The sequence below is a fragment of the Streptomyces drozdowiczii genome (assembly GCF_026167665.1).
Lineage (GTDB): Bacteria > Actinomycetota > Actinomycetes > Streptomycetales > Streptomycetaceae > Streptomyces > Streptomyces drozdowiczii_A.
Map to the genome: position 1 here is coordinate 4,383,340 of NZ_CP098740.1, position 21,914 is coordinate 4,405,253.

Below are 21,914 nucleotides of genomic sequence, written 5' to 3' on the forward strand. Positions count from 1 at the left end.
CGGCTCAGTCGGTGTCGCGCGCCGCCTGTTCGACGAGCGGGATGACGCGCAGCGGTACGGGGTTCTCCATGACGATGGCCGTGGAGGCCCGGACGATGCCATCAAAACCGACAACCCGGTCGATCACCCGCTGGAGATCCGCGTTGGACCGGGCCACGAGCCGGCACAGCATGTCCCCGTGCCCGGTGGTGGTGTGCAGCTCCAGGACCTCCGGTACGCCGCTCAAGTGCGCCCGTACGTCGGCGCCTTGGCCCTGTTTGATCTCCAGCGTCGCGAACGCGGTGACCGGGTAGCCGAGGGCCGCCGGATCGACGTCCGGGCCGAGACCGCGGATGACGCCATTCGATTGAAGGCGGTCAAGACGCGCCTGCACCGTCCCGCGTGCCACGCCCAGCCTGCGCGACGCCTCCAGGACCCCGATCCTGGGTTCACGCGCCAGCAGCACGATGAGCCGCCCGTCCAGTCGGTCGATCGCCATGCCCGGCCTCCGTCGGTGTGATGGGCACCATGTACAGATAGTCCGGCCATCATGGCCAACCGCTGTACAGGTTGACCAGTGATTACGCGAACTGTTGCGCACCTTGCGGAGTGGCGGGAACCTCTGGGCATGACAGAGACGATGCACAGCACCCCCGAGACGTCCCGGCAGGCCGACCCCTTCCCCGTCAAGGGGATGGACGCCGTCGTCTTCGCCGTCGGCAACGCCAAGCAGGCCGCGCACTACTACTCGACCGCCTTCGGCATGAAGCTGGTCGCCTACTCCGGCCCCGAGACCGGCAGCCGCGAGACCGCGAGCTACGTCCTGACCAGCGGCTCCGCCCGCTTCGTCCTCACCTCCGTCGTGAAGGCGTCCTCCGACTGGGGCCACTTCCTGGAGGACCACGTCGCCGCGCACGGCGACGGCGTGATCGACCTCGCCATCGAGGTCCCGGACGCCCGGGCCGCGTACGCGTACGCCGTCGAGCACGGCGCCACCGGTATCGAGGAGCCCTACGAGACGAAGGACGAGCACGGCACCGTCGTGCGCGCCGCCATCGCCACGTACGGCAAGACCCGCCACACCCTGGTCGAGCGCTCCGGCTACGACGGCCCCTACCTGCCGGGTTACGTCGCCGCCAACCCGATCGTCGAACCGCCGGCCAAGCGCTTCTTCCAGGCCATCGACCACTGCGTCGGCAACGTCGAACTCGGCCGGATGAACGAGTGGGTGGCGTTCTACAACAAGGTCATGGGCTTCACGAACATGAAGGAGTTCGTGGGCGACGACATCGCGACCGAGTACAGCGCGCTGATGTCCAAGGTCGTCGCGGACGGCACGCTCAAGGTCAAGTTCCCGATCAACGAGCCGGCCATCGCGAAGAAGAAGTCGCAGATCGACGAGTACCTGGAGTTCTACGGTGCCGCCGGTGTGCAGCACATGGCGCTCGCCACGAACGACATCGTCGCCTCGGTGAAGGCGATGCGCGCCGCCGGTGTGCAGTTCCTGGACACCCCGGACTCGTACTACGACACGCTCGGCGAGTGGGCCGGCGAGACCCGGGTGCCGGTCGAGACCCTGCGCGAGCTGAAGATCCTCGTGGACCGCGACGAGGACGGCTACCTGCTCCAGATCTTCACCAAGCCGGTCCAGGACCGTCCGACCGTCTTCTTCGAGATGATCGAGCGCCACGGCTCCATGGGCTTCGGCAAGGGCAACTTCAAGGCCCTGTTCGAGGCGATCGAGCGCGAGCAGGAGAAGCGCGGCAACCTGTGACGCCCCGGGCGTGACCGAGGGGCGGGCCGCTCACGGCCCGCCCCTCCCTCTGTACGTCAGTGAACGGCCGCCGCCGGTGCCGGTGACGGCTGTACGGGGGCCTGCGCGACGGCCGCCGCGGGTGCCGGACCATCGGGCTGCTGTTGCTGTTGCTGTTGCTGTTGCTGTTGCTGCGGTGCCGGGGCCTGAGGCGCGGGCGCCTGCGGGGCAGCGGGCTCCGGGGCCGGCGGCGGCTGCATGTCCGCCGGGCCGCCCGCCGGGGGCTCGCCCAGACTGTCCAGCGCCTCCCGGGCCGACGGCGCGTCCAGCGGCGAGAACTTCGGGTTGGTCCGCAGCGCCCCCTCCAACTGGCGGCGCGCCGAGCCGTAATCGCCCAGCGCGCGCTGCACCATGCCCAGGTGGTACGCGTACGAGGCGTTCTGCCCGCCCGAGTCCACCGCCCGCTGCGCGTACTCCAGCGCCCCGTCCGAGTCGCCCGACCGGTGCAGCGCCCAGCCCAGCGCGTCCGCCACCGCCGCGCTCCGATGGCCCCGCCGCCACTCCGCCCGCAGCAGCTCCACCGCCGCGTCCGCGTCGCCGTGCGCGGCCTCGAAGCGGCCCAGGAGCAGCGACTCGTCGACCCCGCGCGCCGTGCCCCGGTCCAGGGCCGCCCGCAGCTTCTCGTACTGGCCCACCGAATCGCCGTCGAGCCCCAGCGACTCGTACAGCTCGCCCAGTTCGAGGAGATAGGCCGGGCGCGGCGACTTCGCCAGGGCGGCCTGGTAGTCCCGCACGGCCTCGTCGGTGCGCCCGAGGGCCGCCAGCGCGCGGGCCCGCCCGGCGAGCGAGGGGTGGTGGCCCTTCTCGACGCGCAGCGCGGCCCCGTACTGCGCCACGGCCTCCTTCGGCTCGCCGCGCTCCCAGGCCAGGTCGCCGAGCCGGGACAGGCAGGCGGCCTTCTCGGCCGGTGTCTTCGCCCGGTTCGCCGCGTCCTGCGCGGTGGCCAGCGCGTCCTCGCGCCAGCCCCGGTCGCGGTACATCTCGGCGGCCCGGCCCAGCGCGGGGACCCCGGCCCGCAGCTCGGTGAACCGCTCCACCGCCGTGATCGCGGACTTCTGGTCGCCGAGGCCGTTGTAGGCGTCGATCAGCTGCGGGTAGACCGTCCACTCCTTGGGCTGCCGCGCCCGGACCGTCTCCCCCCACTTCTTGGCGGTCACGAAGTCGCGGCGGGCGTTGGCCAGGGATGCCAGGCCCACCCAGGCGGCCGTGTTGCCGCTCTCGCCGGGCCGCACGTCCAGCGACCGCTTCAGCGCCTGCTCGGCACGGGTGTAGTACGCCGGGTCCGCGGCCCGCCGCCCCACCTCCACGTACGCCGAGCCCAGCACCGCCCAGGAGTCCGCGTCCGAGGGGTGCGTGCCCACCCACTTCTGCCGGTCCCCGATGAGCGCCGTCAGATCCGCGAGCGCGGCCGGGGAGCCGGCGGCCGTCGCGGACATCGCGCGCGAGACCGGACCGGCCACCGGCGGCGGCGCGTCCTTGTCGTCGTCGGGCACCGCGACCACCGCGCCCGTCACCAGGACCGCGCCCGCCACCATGCCGAAGGCGGCCCGGCGCAGCGTCGTACGCATCGTGGGGGGCGGCGGCTCGGCCAGGGACGCGGAGTCCGACGGGGAGGCGTCCGGGGCGGTCCAGTCGGTGTCGAAGGAGTACTCGGGCCCGGAGGCCCCCGGGGGCTGCTGAGGCGTGAGATCCATGCCGCTCACTGTGCGTCAGTATGAAGATCACACCGAGCCTTGGGATCGCCACCGCAGACGGGTTCACACCAATGGGCCCGGGTGTCACGCTTGGATCATGGACGATCTCCTCGAACAGCTGCGGGCGGGTCTTCCCGCCGAGGCCGTGCTCACCGATCCGGACGTCACCGCCTCCTACGCCCACGACATGGCGAGCTTCTGCGAGGCCGGCGCCCCCGCCGTCGTCGTGCTCCCGCGCACCGTGGAACAGGTCCAGCACGTCATGCGCACCGCCACCGCGCTGCGCGTCCCGGTCGTCCCGCAGGGTGCCCGCACGGGCCTGTCCGGCGCCGCCAACGCCACGGACGGCTGCATCGTGCTCTCCCTGGTGAAGATGGACCGCATCCTGGAGATCAGCCCCGTCGACCGGGTCGCCGTCGTCGAGCCCGGCGTGGTCAACGCCGTGCTGTCCCGCGCGGTGGACGAGCACGGCCTGTACTACCCGCCGGACCCGTCCAGCTGGGAGATGTGCACCATCGGCGGCAACATCGGCACCGCGTCCGGCGGCCTGTGCTGCGTGAAGTACGGGGTCACCGCCGAATACGTCCTCGGTCTCGACGTCGTCCTCGCGGACGGGCGCCTTCTCACCACCGGCCGCCGCACCGCCAAGGGCGTCGCCGGATACGACCTCACCCGCCTCTTCACCGGCTCCGAGGGCAGCCTCGGCATCGTCGTGAAGGCCGTCCTCGCGCTGAAGCCCCGGCCGCCCCGGCAGCTCGTCCTGGCCGCCGAGTTCGCCGACGCGGCGAGCGCCTGCGACGCCGTCTGCCGGATCATGGAGAGCGGCCACACCCCGTCACTCCTCGAACTGATGGACCGTACGACCGTCCAGGCGGTCAACCGGATGGCGAACATGGGCCTGCCCGAGACCACCGAGGCCCTGCTGCTCGCCGCCTTCGACACCCCGGACCCTGCCGCCGACCTCGCCGCCGTCGGCGCCCTGTGCACCGCCGCCGGTGCCACGGACGTCGTCCCGGCGGAGGACGCGGCCGAGTCCGAGATGCTCCTCCAGGCCCGGCGGATGTCGCTGACCGCGCTGGAGACCGTCAAGCCGGCGACGATGATCGACGACGTGTGCGTACCGCGTTCGAAGCTCGGCGCGATGCTCGCGGGCACGGCGGAGATCGCCGGGAAGTACGACCTCACCATCGGGGTCTGCGCCCACGCGGGCGACGGCAACACCCACCCCGTCGTCTGCTTCGACCCGGCCGACGCCGACGAGTCCCGGCGGGCCCGGGAGTCCTTCGACGCGATCATGGAGCTCGGCCTGGCGCTCGGCGGCACGATCACCGGCGAGCACGGGGTGGGCGTCCTGAAGAAGGAGTGGCTGGCCCGCGAACTCGGCGAGACCGGCGTGGAGCTGCACCGGGGCATCAAGCAGGCGTTCGACCCGCTGGGCCTGCTCAACCCGGGCAAGGTGTTCTGACCGGCCCCGGAACAGGCCCGCGCTCCTCAACTCTCCCCGTCCTGCGACTCGTCCGACGGCCACGGGTCGCTCATCCACAGGTCGTCGGCCGGGAGCGGCGCGAGGAGTTCGGCCAGCCCCTCGTCGATGCCGAGCCGCCCGGTCTCCGTACCCGGCGGCACCACGCGCAGCGTCCGCTCCACCCACGTCGCGACGGCCGCGGACGGCACCTCCAGGAGGGCGTTGCCGTCCGGCGAGGTCAGCGCCACGCAGATGACGTGGTTCCCGTCCACCTTGGTGGGCCAGATCCGCACGTCCCCCTGCCCGCACGGCCGGAACACCCCCTCCACCAGCAGGTCCCGGGCGAACGTCCAGTACACCGGCGAGTCCGAGGTGATGTGGAAGGTGATGTGCACCGCGTACGGGTCCTCCGTGCGGTACGTCAGCCTGGCCGGTACGGGGATGCTGCGCTCGGGCGACAGGACCAGCTTGAGCTCCAGCTCGCGTTCCACGACGGTGTGCATGACGGCGTCCTTCCGTTCTCCGGGGCCGGTCCCACGACCGGCCCGCACGGGTGAGAGCGCCTTGCACGCCATCCATTACGCGACTTCCCGAAAAAAGTTCGCCCGACCGGAAACGCGTGACCGGAAAGTGGCCCAAACGTCAGGACCGGCCCGGGAGTACGTGCCCTTCTGGTAGATGTGGACCCCTGTATTGAGGCCGCGAAGAGATACGGGACCACGGTGATGAGCGCCCCAACCCCGGCACCCGGTGACGAGAGCCCTGGCGAGGGGTACTACCCCGACCCGTCCATCCCCGGTTACGTCCGCTACTGGAACGGCGCCTCCTGGGTGCCCGGCACCAGCCGCCCGGCCCCCGCACAGGCGGAGCCTGCGGTGGTCGAGGAGACCGGGCCGGTGTTCCTGGACGAGGAGGGCCAGGAGGACGGCCGCCCCGAGCCCGCCATCGCCTGGCAGGCCGACGCCTCCCACCAGTCCGGCTTCGCCGGTGACCGGGACCGCGTGTCGTGGCCGGAGGCCCCGGACGCCCCGGCCCCCGAGGAGGCGAGGCCCCCCGCGCAGAGGGTTCCGTCCTCAAGCGCCGGACGGGCTGGGTTGCCCGAGCCTGCCCGGACGCAGCAGCCCGTTCAAGCCCGTCCGGCGCTTGAGGACGGAACCGGTACGCCGGACCCGGCTGAAGGCACGTTGACCCTGCGCACGCGCCCCGCGCCGGTCACCCCCTGGACGCCCCCCGCCAATGACCCCTTCGGGGATCTCGCGCGGACCCAGGGCCGCCCCGCCCCGCTCGGCAAGCGGTTCCTCGCCCGGCTCATCGACACCGTCGTGCTCGGTGCGCTCACCGCCGCGGCCGCCGTGCCGCTCGCCGGCCGCGCCGTGGACCACATCGACGGGAAGATCGACGCGGCCAGGCAGACCGGCGAGACGGTCACCGTCTGGCTGCTGGACTCCACCACGGCCGCGCTGGGCGGCGCGCTGCTGGGCGTGTTCCTGCTGCTGGGCGTCCTGCTCGACGCGGTGCCGACCGCCAAGTGGGGCCGTACGCTCGGCAAGAAGCTGTGCGGCATCGACGTACGGGACATCGAGTCCCACGAGACCCCCGGCTTCGGCGCCGCCCTGCGCCGGTGGTTGGTGTACGGCGTGCCGGGCCTCCTGGTCGTCGGGATCGCCGGCGTGCTGTGGTGCCTGGTGGACCGGCCCTGGCGCCAGTGCTGGCACGACAAGGCGGCCCGGACCTTCGTCGCGGGCTGACACCATCCGCCGAACGGCGTCCCCCGAACGCACCTGAGCCGTTGCGGGGCCCCGGGCCCCGCGATGCACTGCCCCCATGAGCAACGATCAGCCGCCGCCCGGTCAGCCGCCCGAGGACGACCCGTTCAGGAAGCAGCCGCCCGGGGACCAGCCGCCGCCGTCGTCCGGCTCGCCCTACGGCAGCGCACCGCCGCCGCCACCGCCGTACGACCCGGGACCCTACGGGGGAGGCGGTCCGTACGGCGGTGCGGACCCGCTGGCGGGGATGCCGCCGCTCGCCGAGCCCGGCAAGCGCATCCTGGCCCGGCTGATCGACTTCCTGATCATCTCGATCCCGCTGTACCTGATCTCGCTGCCCTGGGGCGGCGCGGTCGAGGTGTCGGACAGCAACGGCAACGACGACGTCAGCGACGTCTTCGCCCAGACCTACAGCGGCCATCAGCTGCTCTGGTCGCTGATCGGGCTCGTCTGCTACGTCGCGTACGACACGTACTTCACGCACAAGGACGGCCGCACGCTCGGCAAGCGGCTGCTGAAGATGCGGGTCGCGATGCTCAACGACGGCAGGGTGCCGGACACCGGCGCCGCCTTCCTGCGGGCCGTGGTGCTGTGGCTGCCGGCGCTGCTGTGCTGCCCCTGCCTGTGGTGGCTGATCAACATCGTGCTGATGTTCACGGACAAGCCCTACCGCCAGGGGCTCCAGGACAAGGCGGCCAAGACGGTGGTGGTCACCGTCAACTGAGGTGCGAGGCGGAGACGCGGGCGCGGTCCTCCTCGCGGGCGGCGGGTGCGGTGCCACGGTGTGCGGACACCGGGGCGGCCGTGCCCGCCGCCTTCGCCGCGTACCGGCGCGCCTTCGCGGGTACGGTGACGGACACCGCGAGCCCCAGGGCGAGTGCGACCGTACCGACGGCGGCGATTCCGATGCCCGAACTGGTGCGGAACAGCAGCAACATGGCCAGGGTCGAGAGGACGACGGTGACCGAACCGTAGGCGAGCTGTGCGGCAGTAGGACGCGGCATGGCGTTTTCCGTCCTCGGGACGTCGGATGGGCGGTCTCTCGACACGGTCGCGCTGTCAAGCGACCCTATGACGGTGGATGCCCTGGAGGAACGGGTGGTAAGCGTAACCTAACCCACAGTACCGGTGCATGGGGGGCGCACGGAGTCATCTCCCGCGCCCTTGGGGAGGGTTGACGCGCCGGTGAACCGCGAACGCCTCGTCCGCATAGCGGAACGGTGCTCCTGCATAGTGCACTTGCTCCGTTCAAGTCAAGGTCTGTCTTTTCTTCCGTAACTCCGGTCGAATGTCGTCACTTGTGACGCGTTTCCGCGCGCGGCCTCTCCACACTCCCGGGCCGTCGCCGCGGGCGCCGGGGAGGACTGCATCAAGTGATCATTAAGAGACGGGCGCTTAGGACCGGAGCGGTTGTCGTGGCCATGGCCGCGACCGCCGCGACCGCATCCGCCTTCGCCACCGCTCAGGCAGATGACCAGGCGTCAGGCGCCGCTGCCTCCGTCGACCGCCGGGACCCGGGGTCGGCCAAGGGCAACGACCACGACCTGGAGGGCCCGTTCAGCAAGCAGCAGGCCGCTCAGCGCCAGGCTGCCCTGGAACAGGTCATATCCGGCGACAAGAAGGTGTCGTCGCGCGGAGGCTCCAAGGTCGTCAAGCTCGACAGCAACAAGTACGTCGAGCTCGGCCGTGAGAAGACCGACAAGATCTTCACCGTGCTGGTGGAGTTCGGCGACAAGGTCGACGACACGACCATGTACGACCCCGACGGCGCGGGCCCCAAGCCCCCGTCAAGAAGTACGGCGGCACGCCGGGCCCGCTGCACAACAAGATAGCCAAGCCGGACCCGAAGAAGGACAACAGCACCGCCTGGCAGGCCGATTACAACCAGGCCCACTTCCAGGAGCTGTACTTCGGCACGGGTGCGGGCAAGCACTCCCTGAAGACGTACTACGAGAAGACCTCGTCCGGCCGCTACTCGGTCGACGGCGAGGTCTCCGACTGGGTCAAGGTCCCGTACAACGAGGCGCGCTACGGCTCGAACTACTGCGGTTCGACCAACTGCGCCAACGCCTGGGACATGATCAAGGACGGCGTCAACGCCTGGGCCGCGGACCAGAAGGCCAAGGGCCGTACGCCGGAGCAGATCAAGGCGGACCTGGCGCAGTACGACCAGTGGGACCGCTACGACTACGACAACGACGGCAACTTCAACGAGCCCGACGGCTACATCGATCACTTCCAGATCGTGCACGCGGGTGAGGACGAGTCCGCCGGCGGCGGCGTCGAGGGCACCAACGCCATCTGGGCGCACCGCTGGTACGCGTACGGCACCAACGCCGGCGCCACCGGCCCGGCGGACAACAAGGCCGGCGGCACCGAGATCGGCGACTCCGGCATCTGGGTCGGCGACTACACCGCGCAGCCCGAGAACGGCGGCCTGGGCGTCTTCGCCCACGAGTACGGCCACGACCTCGGCCTCCCGGACCTGTACGACACGACCAACACCGCCGAGAACTCGGTCGGCTTCTGGTCGCTGATGTCGGCGGGCTCCTGGCTCGGCACCGGCAAGGACAGCATCGGGGACATGCCCGGTGACATGACCGCCTGGGACAAGCTCCAGCTGGGCTGGCTGAACTACGCCGAGGCCAAGGCCGCGACGAAGTCCACCCACAAGCTGGGCGTGTCCGAGTACAACACCAAGGACAAGCAGGCGCTCGTCGTCGAGCTGCCGAAGAAGGCCGTCACCACCGCCGTCACGACGCCCGCCGAGGGCGCCAAGCAGTGGTGGAGCGACATGGGCGACAACCTCAGCAACACGCTGTCGCGTCCCGTCGACCTCACCGGCAAGTCCAAGGCGTCCCTGGACCTCCAGGGCTGGTGGGACATCGAGAAGGACTACGACTACCTCTACACCGAGGTGTCCACCAACGGCGGCACCAGCTGGACCGCGATCGACGGCACCGCCGACGGTCAGCCGATCCCGCGCGACGCCAGTGACAAGCCGGCCCTGACCGACGTCTCCGGCAAGTACCAGAAGCTGTCGTACCCGCTGGACGCCTACGCGGGCCAGAAGATCGACATCCGCTTCCGTTACGCCACCGACGGCGGCGCGGGCGGCGTGGGCTTCGCGGCCGACACCATCTCGGTGACCGCCGACGGCACCGCGCTCTTCACGGACAACGCCGAGGGCGACGACAACGGCTGGACCAGCAAGGGCTTCTCGCGGGTCGGCAAGTCGTTCGAGAAGGACTACCCGCAGTACTACCTCGCGGAGAACCGTCAGTACGTCAGCTACGACGAGACGCTGAAGACGGGCCCGTACAACTTCGGGTTCTCCACCACCCGTCCGGACTGGGTCGAGCACTTCCCGTACCAGAACGGTCTGCTGGTCTGGCTCTGGGACACCTCCCAGAAGGACAACAACGTCTCGCAGCACCCGGGCCAGGGCCTGATCCTGCCGGTGGACGCGCACGCCAAGCCTCTGAAGTGGGCGAACGGCTCGATCATCCGCAACAAGATCCAGCCCTTCGACGCGCCGTTCAGCTGGTACCCGACGGACGGCTTCACGCTGCACCTGGCCGACCAGGCCGTGAAGATCAAGCCGCAGCTCGGCATCCCGGCCTTCGACGACCACAAGGGCACCTACTGGTACAAGGAGAACCCGACCGGAAGCGTCAAGGTTCCTGACACCAACACCAAGATCACGATCGTCAGCGAGCCGCTCAGCGGCGACACGATGACCGTCCAGGTCGGTGCCTCGAAGAAGTAAAACTGCATCACCGCAGGTCAGAGCATGATCGGCCGTCGCCCTCTAGCGGGCGGCGGCCGATCGTGTTTAGGTGCCTCTGTTCACTTTCTTATTGACACGATGTCTCACGGGGGAGCTCGTACGCATGGCAGGCGGAGGATTCAGTAAATTGCCGAACGGCAGTGTGGTCGTCGCGATCACCCTGCCGGCCCCGGCGGAGGGCCCCGGTCCGGGCGCCCCCGTCCGGGTCCTGGTGCACGCGGCGAACCGCGCCCGCGCCCTGACCCGGCTGCGCAACCTGGGCCTGCGCGCCGTCTACCTCCGGGGCAACGCCGAGCCGCCCACCCCGGACGAGATCACCGCCGTCCTGCACCACCCGGACGGCGTCCTGTGGCGCGCGAGACCCGGCTGCGCGCAGGAACTCTGGCACCCGATCCGCGCCCTGCTGAGGCCCGCCGTCCCGGCCGCCCGGGGCTGACCCCGGCCCCGGGCGCTCAGACGACCGGCTTGCCGGTCAGCGTCACGCCCGCGGCGCGCAGCTCGGTCAGCGCCCGCTCCGTCGTCGCCTCGGCGACGCCCGCGGTCAGGTCCAGCAGCACCTGCGTGGCGAAGCCCTCGCGGGCGGCGTCCAGCGCGGTCGCCCGCACGCAGTGGTCGGTCGCGATGCCGACCACGTCGACCTCGCGGACGTCCCGCTCGCGCAGCCACTCGGCGAGCCCGGTGCCGTTCTCGTCAAGACCCTCGAAGCCGCTGTACGCCGCCGCGTGGGCACCCTTGTCGAACACGGTGTCGATGGCCCCGGAAGCGACCGCGGGGGCGAAATTGGGATGGAAGCCCACACCCTCGGTCCCGGCCACGCAGTGCGGCGGCCAGGAGTGCTCGAAGTCGGGGGTCGCGGAGAAGTGGTCCCCGGGATCGATGTGGTGGTCCCGGGTGGCCACCACGTAACGGTAGGCGGGCCGGCTCTCGCCGATCAGGTCGGTGATGGCGGCGGCGACGTCGGCACCCCCCGCCACGGCGAGGCTCCCGCCCTCGCAGAAGTCGTTCTGAACGTCCACGACGATCAAGGCGCGGTGCATGGTGGCTGTCCTTCGGGGAGTGGGGGAGCGGTACGGGGATGGCTTCGAGCCTAGAGTCTCCTCGGAGGCAATCAAGCCCGTCAGGGCCCCGTCACACGTACTCCGTGGGGATGACCGCCTCGCCGCGCGACAGCTGCATCGCCGACAAGGGCAGCCCCGCCCGCGCGGCGACATGCCGCGCCCGCGCCGCGTCCAGCGGCTCCCGCGCGACCACCTCGCCGCCCCGGACCAGCTCCACCAGCAGCTGCCGGCCGGCCAGCTCCTCGGGGACCGGGCCCGTGCCGATCACCTCCGCCTCGGCCACGCCCTCCTCGTCCAGCCGGCGCGCCGCCCACTTGCGGCCGCCCTTCGAGGACTTCGCGCCCATCGACTTCTTCGCGACCGGCCGCAGCTCGTCGGCCGGGTCGCCGGACCCCGCGCGGGCGACGAGCTTGTAGACCATCGAGCACGTCGGGTGCCCGCTGCCCGTGACGAGCTGCGTGCCCACCCCGTACGCGTCCACCGGCGCGGCGGCCAGCGAGGCGATGGCGTACTCGTCCAGGTCCGAGGTCACCACGATCTTCGTCTCCGTGGCGCCCAGCTCGTCCAGCTGCTGGCGCACCCGGTGGGCGACGAGCAGCAGGTCGCCCGAGTCGATCCGCACCGCACCCAGCTCGGGACCGGCGATCTCGACGGCCATACGGACCGCCTCGGTCACGTCGTACGTGTCCACCAGCAGCGTCGTACCGCGCCCCAGCGAGTCCACCTGGGCCCGGAAGGCGTCCCGCTCGGTGTCGTGCAGCAGGGTGAAGGCGTGGGCGCTCGTGCCGACCGTCGGGATGTTGTAGCGGAAGCCGGCCGCCAGGTCCGAGGTGGTGTCGAAGCCGCCGATGTACGCGGCGCGGGCCGAGGCGACCGCCGACAGCTCGTGCGTGCGGCGCGCGCCCATCTCGATCAGCCCGCGCCCGCCCGCCGCCGCCGACATCCGGGAGGCCGCCGCGGCGATGGCCGAGTCGTGGTTGAGGATCGAGAGGATCACCGTCTCCAGGAGCACGCACTCGGCGAAGGAGCCCTCCACCCGCAGGATCGGCGAGCCCGGGAAGTACACCTCGCCCTCCGGGTAGCCCCAGATGTCCCCGCCGAACCGGTAGTCCGCCAGGTAGTCCAGCGTCGGCCCGTCCACGATCGCCTGGTCGCGCAGGAAGCCGAGCATCTCGTCGTCGAAGTGGAAGTTCTCCACCGCGTCCAGCACGCGTCCGGTGCCCGCGACGACGCCGTAGCGCCGCCCCTCCGGCAGCCGGCGGGTGAACGCCTCGAAGACCGAGCGCCGCCCGGCCGTCCCGGCCTTCAGCGCGGCCTGCACCATCGTCAGCTCGTACTGGTCGGTGAAGAGCGCTGTCGACGGCACGCCGACCCGTCGCCCGAGGTCCGCAGAGTTCATGCCGGGGATGCTACCCCTATTTCGTCAGAGTGACGAGATGGGGGTCCGGGGGTGGGGCCGTTTGTGCGAGGGACCCCTGCGAGTGGCAGCATGGGACAGGTGAGCGTCGCCCCTACAGAGATCGAACGTCCCGAATCGGCCGAGGACCACCTCGTCGTCCCCGAGCCCGACGTCCCCTGGGTGACGCTGGTCCACAACGACCCGGTCAACCTCATGAGCTATGTGACCTATGTGTTCCAGGCGTACTTCGGCTACTCCAAGGACAAGGCGCACAAGCTGATGCTCGACGTCCACCAGAAGGGCCGCGCCGTCGTCTCCAGCGGCAGCCGCGAGGAGATGGAACGCGACGTCCAGGCCATGCACGGCTACGGGCTGTGGGCCACGCTCACCCAGGACCGCAACTAACACCGCACCCCCGCACCGCCCGACCATCATCGGAGAGAACCCATGGCCGGCCACTTCGAGGCCACTCCCGGCGGCGGCGCGGCCGTCGCGCTCGACGAGGTGGAGATCGCGATCCTGCGCTCCCTCGCCGTCCAGCTGCTCGAACTCATCGGCCCCGGCGACGAGCCCGCCGAGGGCGAGGACCCGCTCGCCGCGCTCTTCGCCGAGGGCCCCAGCGAGCCGCCCACCGACCCGGCCCTGGCCCGCCTCTTCCCGGAGGCGTACGGCGACGGGGACGACGAACTGCGTGCCGCCTCCGCCGAGTTCCGCCGCTTCACCGAGAACGACCTGCGCACCCGCAAGCGCGAGGACGCGCTCGTCGTCGTCCGCACCCTGGACGCCCTGACCCCTGCGGGCGACGGGGCGGCCGTGCTCACCCTCACCGCCGACGAGTGCCGCAACTGGCTCGGCTCGCTCAACGACCTCCGGCTCACCATCGGCACCCGCCTCGACGTCAGCGACGAGGACGAGGGCGAGGAGGGCTCGCTCTACCGGCTCCCGGACAGCGACCCCCGAAAGCCCATGGTCATGGCCTATCTCTGGCTCGGCGCCCTCCAGGAAACCCTGGTCGAGACCATGATGCCGTGACGCCGAGTGCGCGCCCCGTCACGGTGTTCGCTCAACGGACACTCAAATCCGAATAACGATCGCGTCACCTGAACGGTCTTTTTTGCAGCGCTCGTTCCGCCTTGTCCGCTTTTACTTGTGGTGTGCGCCACATAACGTCCGCCGGACCGCCGTCACGCCCGTGATAAATCTTCACGACCACCCGGGAACGACACCCCTGTTCCCGGGTAGGCGCTATCAGCCGGTAACCACCGGCGGCACTCCATCCGTATCCGGGGGATCAGGACCTGATCCGCGGCCGAAAGGCGCGGATCGGCGTGGAGAAAGGCGCAACCACATGACATCGGCGCAGATCGACGACAAGGGGCCCGACGGCCCGCACGCCGCGGCCGCGGATGCCACGACTTCCGGCGAGGGCTACCAGAGAGCACTCGGCGCCCGCCAGATCCAGATGATCGCGATCGGCGGGGCCATCGGCACCGGGCTCTTCCTCGGCGCCGGAAAGGCCATCGCCAAGGCCGGACCCAGCCTCATCCTGGCCTACGCCATCGCGGGCCTGGTCATCTTCTTCATCATGCGCGCACTCGGCGAACTCCTCATGTACCGCCCGGTCTCGGGCTCGTTCTCGGAGTACGCACGCGAATTCATCGGCCCCTTCGCGGGCTTCGTCACCGGCTGGACGTACTGGCTCTTCTGGGTCGTCACCGGAATCACCGAAGTCACCGCCGCCGCCCAGTACATGACGTTCTGGTTCGACATTCCGCAATGGGTCTCGGCCCTGGTCTTCACTTTCATTCTGTACGGCGTGAACCTCATCTCCGTAAAGCTCTTCGGTGAGTTGGAGTTCTGGTTCTCGATGGTCAAGGTCACCGCCATCGTCGGCATGATCCTCATCTGCGCCGGAATCCTCACCCTCGGCTTCTCCGACGCCGGGGACACCGCGAGCGTCACCCATCTGTGGTCCGACGGCGGCTTCTTCCCGCACGGCATCAAGGGCACCCTGATGACCTTGCAGATCGTGATGTTCGCCTTCCTCGCCGTCGAACTCGTCGGCGTCACCGCCGGTGAGTCCAAGGACCCCAAGACCGTCCTGCCCAAGGCCATCAACACCGTGCCCTGGCGCATCGCCGTCTTCTACGTCGGCGCGCTGATCATGATCCTCTCGGTGGTGCCCTGGACCGAGTTCTCGCCCGGCGTCTCCCCGTTCGTGGAAGCCTTCAAGAAGATGGGCCTCGGCGTCGGCGCCGGCATCGTCAACTTCGTCGTCCTCACCGCCGCGCTCTCCTCCTGCAACTCCGGGATGTACTCCACCGGCCGCATGCTGCGCGACCTCGCGCTCAACGGCCAGGGCCCGAAGTTCTTCACCCGGCTCACCCGCAGCGGCACCCCGCTCATCGGCACCACGTTCTCCGCCGCGCTGATGCTCGTCGGCGTGTGGGTCAACTACCAGTGGCCCGGCGACGCCTTCACCTACGTCGTCTCCTTCGCCACGATCTCCGGCATGTGGGCCTGGATCATGATCCTGATCAGCCAGATCCGCTACCGCCGCCTCGCCGAGCGCGGACTGCTCCCGCAGTCCTCCTTCCGCGCCCCCGGCGCCCCGTACACCAGCGGCTTCGCGCTCGCGTTCCTCGCCGTGGTCATCGTCATGATGGGCATCGACAAGGACACCAGGATCTCCCTCTACTGCGCCCCGCTGTGGGCCCTGATCCTCGGCGTCTCCTACCTGGTCCTGAAGTCCAGGAACCCGGAGGGCAAGGCGTTCGCGGCGCGCGTCAAGCGCTGAGGCGTCCGCCTCCCACCAGCGGCGTTTCACGATGCGGGCCCCCGCGTACCACTCCTCGGTACGCGGGGCCCGTCGTCCTATCCTGGGCGCCATGCTGACCATCACCCAGACGCTGTACGACCAGATCGTCGCGCACGCCCGCGCCGACCACCCCGACGAGGCGTGCGGCGTCGTCGCCGGACCCGCCGGCAGCGGCCGCCCCGAGCGCTTCATCCCCATGCTCAACGCCGCGCGCTCACCCACGTTCTACGAGTTCGACTCCGGCGACCTGCTCAAGCTGTACCGCGAGATGGACGACCGCGACGAGGAGCCGGTGATCGTCTACCACTCGCACACGGCGACCGAGGCGTACCCCTCACGCACCGACGTCACGTACGCCAACGAGCCCGGCGCCCACTACGTGCTCGTCTCCACCGCGGACACCGACGAGGCGGGGCCCTTCCAGTTCCGCTCGTACCGGATCGTGGACGGCGAGATCACCGAGGAGGAGGTCCGGGTCGTGGAGGCGTACCCGGCCGCCTGACCACCCCGGCAGCGGTGCGGCAGGGCCGTGCGGACCCCGGCCCTGTCCACCTGCCGAACGCCGACCATCCACCAAGTGAGATCACACTCCGAATCCCCGACCGGGAATCGATACGATGACCGCATGGTTCCCCATGACGTGAGTGACAAGACGCCGGGCTCGCTGCTCGTGGCGCGCCTGCACGTCGACCTGTGCCGCCTCTCCAGCGCGATCTGTACGAACCACCGGTCCGCCGGCCGCGCGGCCTGAGCCGGTCCGCACCCGGGCGCCGCCGACCGGCCGGGCGCCCACCGCACCACGTACCGACCCCGCGCGGGGCAGAGCCGCACGCCCCACGCCCACCGCCACCACTCCGCTTCGACAGGAGCCCACGCCATGGCCATCGAGGTCCGCATCCCGACCATCCTCCGCACCTACACCGACGGCGCCAAGGCCGTCGAGGGCCAGGGGGACACCCTCGCCGACCTCTTCACGGACCTGGAGAGCCGCCACACGGGCATCCGCGAGCGGATCGTGGACGGCGACCAGCTGCGCCGCTTCGTCAACGTCTACCTGAACGACGAGGACGTCCGCTTCCTGGACGGCATCTCCACCAAGCTCAGCGACGGCGACAGCATCACCATCCTCCCGGCCGTCGCCGGCGGCATGAACTGATGCGCTTCGACAGCCCGCTCGCCGCGGTGGGCAACACCCCGCTCGTCCGCCTGCCGCGGCTGTCACCGTCGGACGACGTCCGCATCTGGGCCAAGCTGGAGGACCGCAACCCCACCGGCTCGATCAAGGACCGCCCCGCGCTCCACATGGTCGAGCAGGCGGAGAAGGACGGCCGGCTCACCCCCGGCTGCACGATCCTGGAGCCCACCAGCGGCAACACCGGCATCTCGCTCGCCATGGCGGCCAAGCTCAAGGGCTACCGCATCGTGTGCGTGATGCCGGAGAACACCTCCCAAGAGCGGCGCGACCTGCTTGCCATGTGGGGCGCCGAGATCATCTCCTCGCCGGTGGCGGGCGGCTCCAACACGGCGGTCCGCGTCGCGAAGGAGCTGTCGGCCGAGCACCCGGACTGGGTGATGCTCTACCAGTACGGCAACCCGGACAACGCGGGTGCGCACTACGCGACGACCGGTCCGGAGATCCTGGCCGACCTCCCGTCGGTCACCCACTTCGTTGCGGGGCTCGGCACGACGGGCACCCTGATGGGCGTCGGCCGCTACCTCCGGGAGCACGTCGAGGGCGTCAAGATCGTCGCCGCCGAGCCGCGCTACGACGACTTGGTCTACGGCCTGCGCAACCTGGACGAGGGCTTCGTCCCCGAGCTGTACGACGCGTCGGTCCTGACCACGCGCTACTCGGTCGGCTCCGCCGACGCGGTGACGCGCACCCGCGAACTCCTCCAGCAGGAGGGGATCTTCGCGGGCGTCTCCACGGGGGCGGCGTTGCACGCCGCGATCGGGGTGGGCAACAAGGCGGTGAGGGCCGGGGAGAGCGCGGACATCGTGTTCGTCGTGGCCGACGGGGGCTGGAAGTACCTCTCGACCGGCGTGTACACGGCCCCGACCACGGAGGCGGCGATCGAGACGCTGCACGGACAGCTCTGGGCGTAGCTGCTTTGGGGGCGCTGCCCCGTACCCCCGCTGCTCAATCGCCGCAGGGGCTTGATTTTGCCCCCGTCGCCGCACATCCGCGGCAACGGGGGCTTTGTCATTCGCGCCGCACTATCAAGCCCGGTCCGGGGCGGAGCCCCGGTTTCGGGAAGGGGCGGGGAGGGGAACGCCACCCGAACCGGTGACAGCGCAGGTGAGTTCCCCCACAACGAGCCACCCCGAAGGAGCGACCCGCACTTTCGCGCCTTACGCTCAACAAACCGCACCGCGAGAACCGCACGAACCCTCCCCGTTCCCACGTCTCGGAGGTTCACGCTCCATGAAGCTCACCGTCGTCGGCTGCTCCGGCTCGTTCCCCTCCGCGGGATCGGCATGCTCGAGCTACCTCGTAGAGGCCGACGGCTTCCGGCTGCTCCTCGACATGGGCAACGGCGCCCTCGGAGAGTTGCAGCGCCACGTCGGTCTCTACGACCTCGACGCCATCTTCCTCAGCCACCTGCACGCCGACCACTGCATCGACATGTGCGCGTACTTCGTCGTCCGGTACTACCCGCACGGCGGCGACCGCCCGGCCCGCATCCCGGTCTACGGCCCCGAGGGCACCGAGCAGCGGCTCACCACCGCGCACGCGGACACCCCGTCCGACAACGCGATGAGCGAGGTCTTCGACTTCCACACGCTGAAGCCGGGCTGGTTCGAGATCGGCCCCTTCTCGGTGCGTACGGAGAAGCTCCGGCACCCCGTGGACACGTACGGCATCCGCATCGAGCACGGCGGCTCCTCGCTCACGTACTCCGGTGACACCGGCATCTGCGAGGCCCTGGACGAGCTGGCCGAGGGCACGGACCTCTTCCTCTGCGAGGCGTCCTTCGTGCACGGCAAGGAGGACATCCCGGACCTCCACCTCAACGGCCGCGAGGCCGGCGAGCTGGCGGCCCGGGCGGGCGTCGGCCGCCTGGTGCTCACGCACATCCCGCCGTGGACCGACGCCGAGCGCAACCTCTCCGACGCCCGCGAGGTCTTCACCGGCCCGACGGAACTCGCGGCGCCGGGCGCGGTGTACGAAGTCTGAGCGGCGCGCTCCTCGTACGCGTACGACGAAGCCCTCACCTTCCGCCGGGAAGGTGAGGGCTTCGAGCTGTCGGGCCGGACCTACTTGGTCAGGTCCTCGATCTCCTCCTCGGGCTCACGGCCCGGGGTGGTGAGGTTGAACTTGGTGATCGCGAAGCGGAAGACCACGTAGTACAGAGCGGCGAAGACAAGACCGATCGGGATGATCAGCCAGGGCTTCGTGTCGAGCTTCCAGTACAAGGCGTAGTCGATGAGACCGGCCGAGAAGTTGAAGCCCGCGTGGACGCCGAGCGCCCAGGTCACAGCCAGCGACACGGCGGTGAGGACCGCGTGGATCACGTACAGCAGCGGCGCGATGAACATGAACGAGAACTCGATCGGCTCGGTCACACCGGTGACGAACGAGGTCAGCGCGAGCGAGACCATCATGCCCATCACGGCCTTGCGGCGCTCGGGGCGAGCGGTGTGCGCGATGGCGATCGCGGCGGCCGGGAGGCCGAACATCATGATCGGGAAGAAGCCCGACATGAACATACCGGCAGACGGGTCACCCGCGAGGAAGCGGCCGTAGTCGCCGTGCGCGACCTCGCCGGCGGCGTCGGTGAAGTCACCGAGCTGGAACCAGGCGACGGTGTTCACGAACTGGTGCATGCCGATCGGGATCAGCCCACGGTTGATCAGGCCGAACAGCGCGGCGCCGCCGGAGCCGAGACCGGTCATCCACTCGCCGAAGTTGGATATGCCGTCACCGATCGGCTCCCAGACCAGGCCGAAGAAGACACCGACGATGACGCCGACGAACGCCATGATGATCGGGACCAGGCGGCGGCCGTTGAAGAAGCCGAGCCAGTCGACCAGCTTCTTGCGGTGGTACCGCTGCCACAGGACCGCGGTGAGCAGACCCATGATGATGCCGCCGAGGACACCGGGGTCGTTGAACGTCGCGGCGACGTCGACACCCTTGTTGGCCGTCGTGTTGACCACGGCGTCGGTGACGGGGAACGCCTGGAGCACCTTGCTGTAGACCAGGAAGCCCACGAGAGCGGCGAGGGCGGTGGAGCCGTCCGCCTTCTTCGCGAAGCCGATGGCCACACCGACGCAGAACAGGATGGGCAGGGAGCCGGTGATCGCGCTGCCGGCGTTGCCGAAGACAGCTGCGACCTTGTCCCACCCGAGCCCGTCGGCGCCGAACACGTCCGGCTGGCCGAGGCGGACCATGAGGCCGGCGGCCGGGAGCACCGCGATCGGCAGCTGCAGGCTGCGACCCACCTTCTGCAGGCCCTGGAACAGGCCGGAGCCCCGCTTCTTCGCGGGGGCCGCCGTAGCGGTGGCCGTACTCATCAACTTCCTCCAGTAAGCAAGGCGCCGCCGGGGACAGGGGGTTTTGGGTGGGCGACGACTCGAGAAACGCGTCGCGCGAGCTTCGCGTGGTCTGGACCACTGAGTGGTGTAGACCAGTTGTAGCACGGTGAGGGTTAGATAAGGAACCTGCAATTTGCGACTACTTCGCAGCAGCTACCGCATACGCACCGTGACATGCGAAAAGCCCCCGGACCGCATGGTCCGGGGGCCGCGCTCACAAGGTCAGTGACCTTGCATAAAGGCTACTTGGTGAGGTTCCTCTCGATGTCCTCCTCGACCTCCTCGGGCTCCCGGCCCGGGGTCGGAAGGTTGAACTTGGTGATCGCGAACCGGAAGATCACGTAGTAGACGACCGCGAAGCAGGCGCCGATGGGCAGGATCAGCCACGGTTTCGTATCCAGGTGCCAGTTGACGACGTAGTCGATCAGCCCCGCCGAGAAGCTGAACCCCGCGTGCACCCCCAGCGCCCAGGTGATGCCCATCGACGCACCGGTCAGGAGCGCGTGCACCCCGTACAGCAGCGGCGCGACGAAGAGGAACGAGAACTCCAGCGGCTCCGTCACGCCCGTCACGAACGACGTCAGCGCGACCGACAGCATCAACCCGGCGACCTCCTTGCGCCGCTCCGGCCGCGCGGTGTGCGCGATGGCCAGGGCCGCCGCCGGGAGGCCGAACATCATGATCGGGAAGAAGCCCGAGGTGAACTGCCCGGCCGACGGGTCCCCGGCGAAGAACCGGGAGATGTCGCCCTGGACCGTGCCGCCGTCGCTGCCGGTGTACTCGCCCGCCTGGAACCAGAAGAACGTGTTCAGGAACTGGTGCATGCCGATCGGGATCAGCAACCGGTTGGCGAAGCCGAAGATCGCCGCGCCCCAGGCGCCCAGGTTGATCAGCTGCTTGGCGAACCAGGTCAGCGCGTCGCCCACCGGCTGCCACAGCAGCCCGAACAGCACGCCCAGGATCACGCAGAGGAACGCCATCAGGATCGGGACGAGCCGGCGGCCGTTGAAGAAGCCGAGCCAGTCGACCAGCTTCGTCCGGTGGTAGCGCTGCCAGACCACGGCCGTCAGCAGGCCGATGATGATCCCGCCCAGCACGCCCGGGTTCTGCGGCACCCCGTCCGGGACGTCCTTGGTCACCGAGCCGTCCACCGGGAACGCCGTCAGCACCCCCGGTAGACCAGGAAGCCGGCGACGGCGGCGAGCGCGGTCGAGCCGTCCGCCTTCTTCGCGAAGCCGATCGCGACGCCGATGCAGAAGAGCAGCGGCAGGCCCAGCTCCCCGTCGAGGATCGCGGTACCGCCGTTGAGCAGGACCTTCGCGAACTTGTCCCAGAAACGTCCGTGCAGGGAGGAGTCGAAGAGATTGCCGAGGCTGACCAGCAGGCCCGCCGCGGGCAGGACGGCCACCGGCAGCTGCAGGCTCCGGCCGACCTTCTGCAGGCCCTGGACCGGCCCGTTCCACCACTTCCGCTGCGGTAGCGCGGCCGCGTTCGAACTCATCGGCATCCTCCCGGAACACGCCTGGTTTGGCGGTCGTCGCATACTGGTGTAGACCAGTCGCGATACGGTGCGGAGCCCGGCCCGGAAGGCGG

Annotated in this window: 20 protein-coding genes and 2 pseudogenes; 14 read left to right on the forward strand and 8 right to left on the reverse strand. The window is 69.9% G+C overall.

All coding sequences use genetic code 11. The features are described from left to right. Positions 1-4: 4 nt before the first annotated feature. Positions 5-478 (reverse strand): Lrp/AsnC family transcriptional regulator, encoded by a 474-nt coding sequence (locus NEH16_RS19960; protein WP_073964974.1) that lies wholly within the window; start codon positions 476-478, stop codon positions 5-7. A 129-nt stretch (positions 479-607) separates the two neighbouring features. Here NEH16_RS19960 and hppD point away from each other — a divergent pair, with 129 nt between their 5' ends. Beyond that, positions 608-1,753 carry a 4-hydroxyphenylpyruvate dioxygenase gene (gene hppD, locus NEH16_RS19965; RefSeq protein ID WP_265544181.1) on the forward strand — a complete coding sequence of 382 codons (1,146 nt, stop codon included), beginning with the start codon at positions 608-610 and terminating at the stop codon, positions 1,751-1,753. Positions 1,754-1,809: 56 nt separating this feature from the next. On the opposite strand, the gene NEH16_RS19970 is transcribed toward hppD, so the two are convergent. Next, positions 1,810-3,486 (reverse strand): tetratricopeptide repeat protein, encoded by a 1,677-nt coding sequence (locus NEH16_RS19970; RefSeq protein ID WP_265544183.1) that lies wholly within the window; start codon positions 3,484-3,486, stop codon positions 1,810-1,812. Positions 3,487-3,583: 97 nt separating this feature from the next. Between NEH16_RS19970 and NEH16_RS19975 the strand changes: the two genes are divergently transcribed. Further along, positions 3,584-4,951, forward strand: coding sequence for an FAD-binding oxidoreductase (locus NEH16_RS19975; RefSeq protein ID WP_265544185.1), 1,368 nt, complete (start codon positions 3,584-3,586; stop codon positions 4,949-4,951). A 26-nt stretch (positions 4,952-4,977) separates the two neighbouring features. Here the strand turns inward: NEH16_RS19975 and NEH16_RS19980 are convergent, their stop codons facing one another. Next, positions 4,978-5,454, reverse strand: coding sequence for an SsgA family sporulation/cell division regulator (locus NEH16_RS19980; RefSeq protein ID WP_265544187.1), 477 nt, complete (start codon positions 5,452-5,454; stop codon positions 4,978-4,980). Between the two features lie 222 nt (positions 5,455-5,676). On the opposite strand from NEH16_RS19980, the gene NEH16_RS19985 reads away from it, so the two are divergent. Continuing rightward, the gene (locus NEH16_RS19985) at positions 5,677-6,699 is read left to right on the forward strand and encodes an RDD family protein (protein WP_265544188.1); all 1,023 of its coding nucleotides are present in this window, start codon (positions 5,677-5,679) and stop codon (positions 6,697-6,699) included. Between the two features lie 76 nt (positions 6,700-6,775). Beyond that, complete coding sequence (locus tag NEH16_RS19990; RefSeq protein WP_073964980.1) at positions 6,776-7,441, forward strand: RDD family protein; 666 nt, start codon at positions 6,776-6,778, stop codon at positions 7,439-7,441. On the opposite strand, the gene NEH16_RS19995 is transcribed toward NEH16_RS19990, so the two are convergent. Further along, complete coding sequence (locus NEH16_RS19995) at positions 7,434-7,721, reverse strand: hypothetical protein (RefSeq protein WP_265544190.1); 288 nt, start codon at positions 7,719-7,721, stop codon at positions 7,434-7,436. The genes NEH16_RS19990 and NEH16_RS19995 overlap by 8 nt on opposite strands. 369 nt (positions 7,722-8,090) lie before the next feature. On the opposite strand from NEH16_RS19995, the pseudogene NEH16_RS20000 reads away from it, so the two are divergent. Together NEH16_RS20000 and NEH16_RS20005 are read left to right on the forward strand one after the other, a co-directional pair. Continuing rightward, a pseudogene (locus NEH16_RS20000) lies at positions 8,091-10,486 on the forward strand (immune inhibitor A domain-containing protein). A 148-nt stretch (positions 10,487-10,634) separates the two neighbouring features. Continuing rightward, positions 10,635-10,943, forward strand: a complete 309-nt coding sequence (locus NEH16_RS20005) for a hypothetical protein (RefSeq protein ID WP_073964982.1) — start codon at positions 10,635-10,637, stop codon at positions 10,941-10,943. A 16-nt stretch (positions 10,944-10,959) separates the two neighbouring features. Here NEH16_RS20005 and NEH16_RS20010 read toward each other — a convergent pair whose 3' ends face one another. Next, on the reverse strand, positions 10,960-11,544 hold the full coding sequence (locus NEH16_RS20010; protein WP_073964983.1) for an isochorismatase family protein: 585 nt from the start codon (positions 11,542-11,544) through the stop codon (positions 10,960-10,962). A gap of 91 nt (positions 11,545-11,635) precedes the next feature. Continuing rightward, on the reverse strand, positions 11,636-12,964 hold the full coding sequence (locus NEH16_RS20015) for a nicotinate phosphoribosyltransferase (protein WP_265544191.1): 1,329 nt from the start codon (positions 12,962-12,964) through the stop codon (positions 11,636-11,638). Positions 12,965-13,054: 90 nt separating this feature from the next. On the opposite strand from NEH16_RS20015, the gene clpS reads away from it, so the two are divergent. From clpS to NEH16_RS20055, 8 genes are all read left to right on the forward strand, one after another. Further along, the gene (gene clpS / locus NEH16_RS20020) at positions 13,055-13,369 is read left to right on the forward strand and encodes an ATP-dependent Clp protease adapter ClpS (protein WP_073964985.1); all 315 of its coding nucleotides are present in this window, start codon (positions 13,055-13,057) and stop codon (positions 13,367-13,369) included. A gap of 42 nt (positions 13,370-13,411) precedes the next feature. Next, a complete protein-coding gene (locus NEH16_RS20025; RefSeq protein WP_265544192.1) occupies positions 13,412-13,996 on the forward strand; it encodes a DUF2017 domain-containing protein in 585 nt (194 codons plus the stop codon). 316 nt (positions 13,997-14,312) lie between these two features. Further along, entirely contained in the window at positions 14,313-15,761 is a 1,449-nt protein-coding gene (locus NEH16_RS20030) for an amino acid permease (protein WP_265544193.1), read from the forward strand. Between the two features lie 91 nt (positions 15,762-15,852). Continuing rightward, positions 15,853-16,284, forward strand: coding sequence for a Mov34/MPN/PAD-1 family protein (locus NEH16_RS20035; RefSeq protein ID WP_073964988.1), 432 nt, complete (start codon positions 15,853-15,855; stop codon positions 16,282-16,284). Between the two features lie 123 nt (positions 16,285-16,407). Then, on the forward strand, positions 16,408-16,533 hold the full coding sequence (locus NEH16_RS20040) for a putative leader peptide (RefSeq protein WP_265547502.1): 126 nt from the start codon (positions 16,408-16,410) through the stop codon (positions 16,531-16,533). A 126-nt stretch (positions 16,534-16,659) separates the two neighbouring features. Continuing rightward, a complete protein-coding gene (locus NEH16_RS20045; protein WP_018105612.1) occupies positions 16,660-16,938 on the forward strand; it encodes a MoaD/ThiS family protein in 279 nt (92 codons plus the stop codon). Beyond that, on the forward strand, positions 16,938-17,888 hold the full coding sequence (locus NEH16_RS20050) for a PLP-dependent cysteine synthase family protein (protein ID WP_265544194.1): 951 nt from the start codon (positions 16,938-16,940) through the stop codon (positions 17,886-17,888). Before NEH16_RS20045 ends, NEH16_RS20050 begins: the two co-directional genes overlap by 1 nt. 319 nt (positions 17,889-18,207) lie before the next feature. Beyond that, positions 18,208-18,960, forward strand: coding sequence for an MBL fold metallo-hydrolase (locus tag NEH16_RS20055; RefSeq protein WP_265544195.1), 753 nt, complete (start codon positions 18,208-18,210; stop codon positions 18,958-18,960). A gap of 80 nt (positions 18,961-19,040) precedes the next feature. Here NEH16_RS20055 and NEH16_RS20060 read toward each other — a convergent pair whose 3' ends face one another. Further along, on the reverse strand, positions 19,041-20,300 hold the full coding sequence (locus NEH16_RS20060; RefSeq protein ID WP_265544196.1) for a PTS transporter subunit EIIC: 1,260 nt from the start codon (positions 20,298-20,300) through the stop codon (positions 19,041-19,043). A 263-nt stretch (positions 20,301-20,563) separates the two neighbouring features. Continuing rightward, positions 20,564-21,822 (reverse strand): annotated as a pseudogene (locus NEH16_RS20065) (PTS transporter subunit EIIC). Positions 21,823-21,914 lie beyond the last annotated feature (92 nt).

Excerpts from the sequence above, each read along its gene's own strand:
- NEH16_RS19960 (WP_073964974.1), bottom strand. The coding sequence starts at position 478 with ATGGCGATCGACCGACTGGACGGGCGGCTCATCGTGCTGCTGGCGCGT.
- hppD (WP_265544181.1), top strand. The coding sequence starts at position 608 with ATGACAGAGACGATGCACAGCACCCCCGAGACGTCCCGGCAGGCCGAC.
- NEH16_RS19970 (WP_265544183.1), bottom strand. The coding sequence starts at position 3,486 with ATGGATCTCACGCCTCAGCAGCCCCCGGGGGCCTCCGGGCCCGAGTAC.
- NEH16_RS19975 (WP_265544185.1), top strand. The coding sequence starts at position 3,584 with ATGGACGATCTCCTCGAACAGCTGCGGGCGGGTCTTCCCGCCGAGGCC.
- NEH16_RS19980 (WP_265544187.1), bottom strand. The coding sequence starts at position 5,454 with ATGCACACCGTCGTGGAACGCGAGCTGGAGCTCAAGCTGGTCCTGTCG.
- NEH16_RS19985 (WP_265544188.1), top strand. The coding sequence starts at position 5,677 with ATGAGCGCCCCAACCCCGGCACCCGGTGACGAGAGCCCTGGCGAGGGG.
- NEH16_RS19990 (WP_073964980.1), top strand. The coding sequence starts at position 6,776 with ATGAGCAACGATCAGCCGCCGCCCGGTCAGCCGCCCGAGGACGACCCG.
- NEH16_RS19995 (WP_265544190.1), bottom strand. The coding sequence starts at position 7,721 with ATGCCGCGTCCTACTGCCGCACAGCTCGCCTACGGTTCGGTCACCGTC.
- NEH16_RS20010 (WP_073964983.1), bottom strand. The coding sequence starts at position 11,544 with ATGCACCGCGCCTTGATCGTCGTGGACGTTCAGAACGACTTCTGCGAG.
- NEH16_RS20015 (WP_265544191.1), bottom strand. The coding sequence starts at position 12,964 with ATGAACTCTGCGGACCTCGGGCGACGGGTCGGCGTGCCGTCGACAGCG.
- clpS (WP_073964985.1), top strand. The coding sequence starts at position 13,055 with ATGGGACAGGTGAGCGTCGCCCCTACAGAGATCGAACGTCCCGAATCG.
- NEH16_RS20025 (WP_265544192.1), top strand. The coding sequence starts at position 13,412 with ATGGCCGGCCACTTCGAGGCCACTCCCGGCGGCGGCGCGGCCGTCGCG.
- NEH16_RS20030 (WP_265544193.1), top strand. The coding sequence starts at position 14,313 with ATGACATCGGCGCAGATCGACGACAAGGGGCCCGACGGCCCGCACGCC.
- NEH16_RS20035 (WP_073964988.1), top strand. The coding sequence starts at position 15,853 with ATGCTGACCATCACCCAGACGCTGTACGACCAGATCGTCGCGCACGCC.
- NEH16_RS20040 (WP_265547502.1), top strand. The coding sequence starts at position 16,408 with ATGGTTCCCCATGACGTGAGTGACAAGACGCCGGGCTCGCTGCTCGTG.
- NEH16_RS20045 (WP_018105612.1), top strand. The coding sequence starts at position 16,660 with ATGGCCATCGAGGTCCGCATCCCGACCATCCTCCGCACCTACACCGAC.
- NEH16_RS20050 (WP_265544194.1), top strand. The coding sequence starts at position 16,938 with ATGCGCTTCGACAGCCCGCTCGCCGCGGTGGGCAACACCCCGCTCGTC.
- NEH16_RS20055 (WP_265544195.1), top strand. The coding sequence starts at position 18,208 with ATGAAGCTCACCGTCGTCGGCTGCTCCGGCTCGTTCCCCTCCGCGGGA.
- NEH16_RS20060 (WP_265544196.1), bottom strand. The coding sequence starts at position 20,300 with ATGAGTACGGCCACCGCTACGGCGGCCCCCGCGAAGAAGCGGGGCTCC.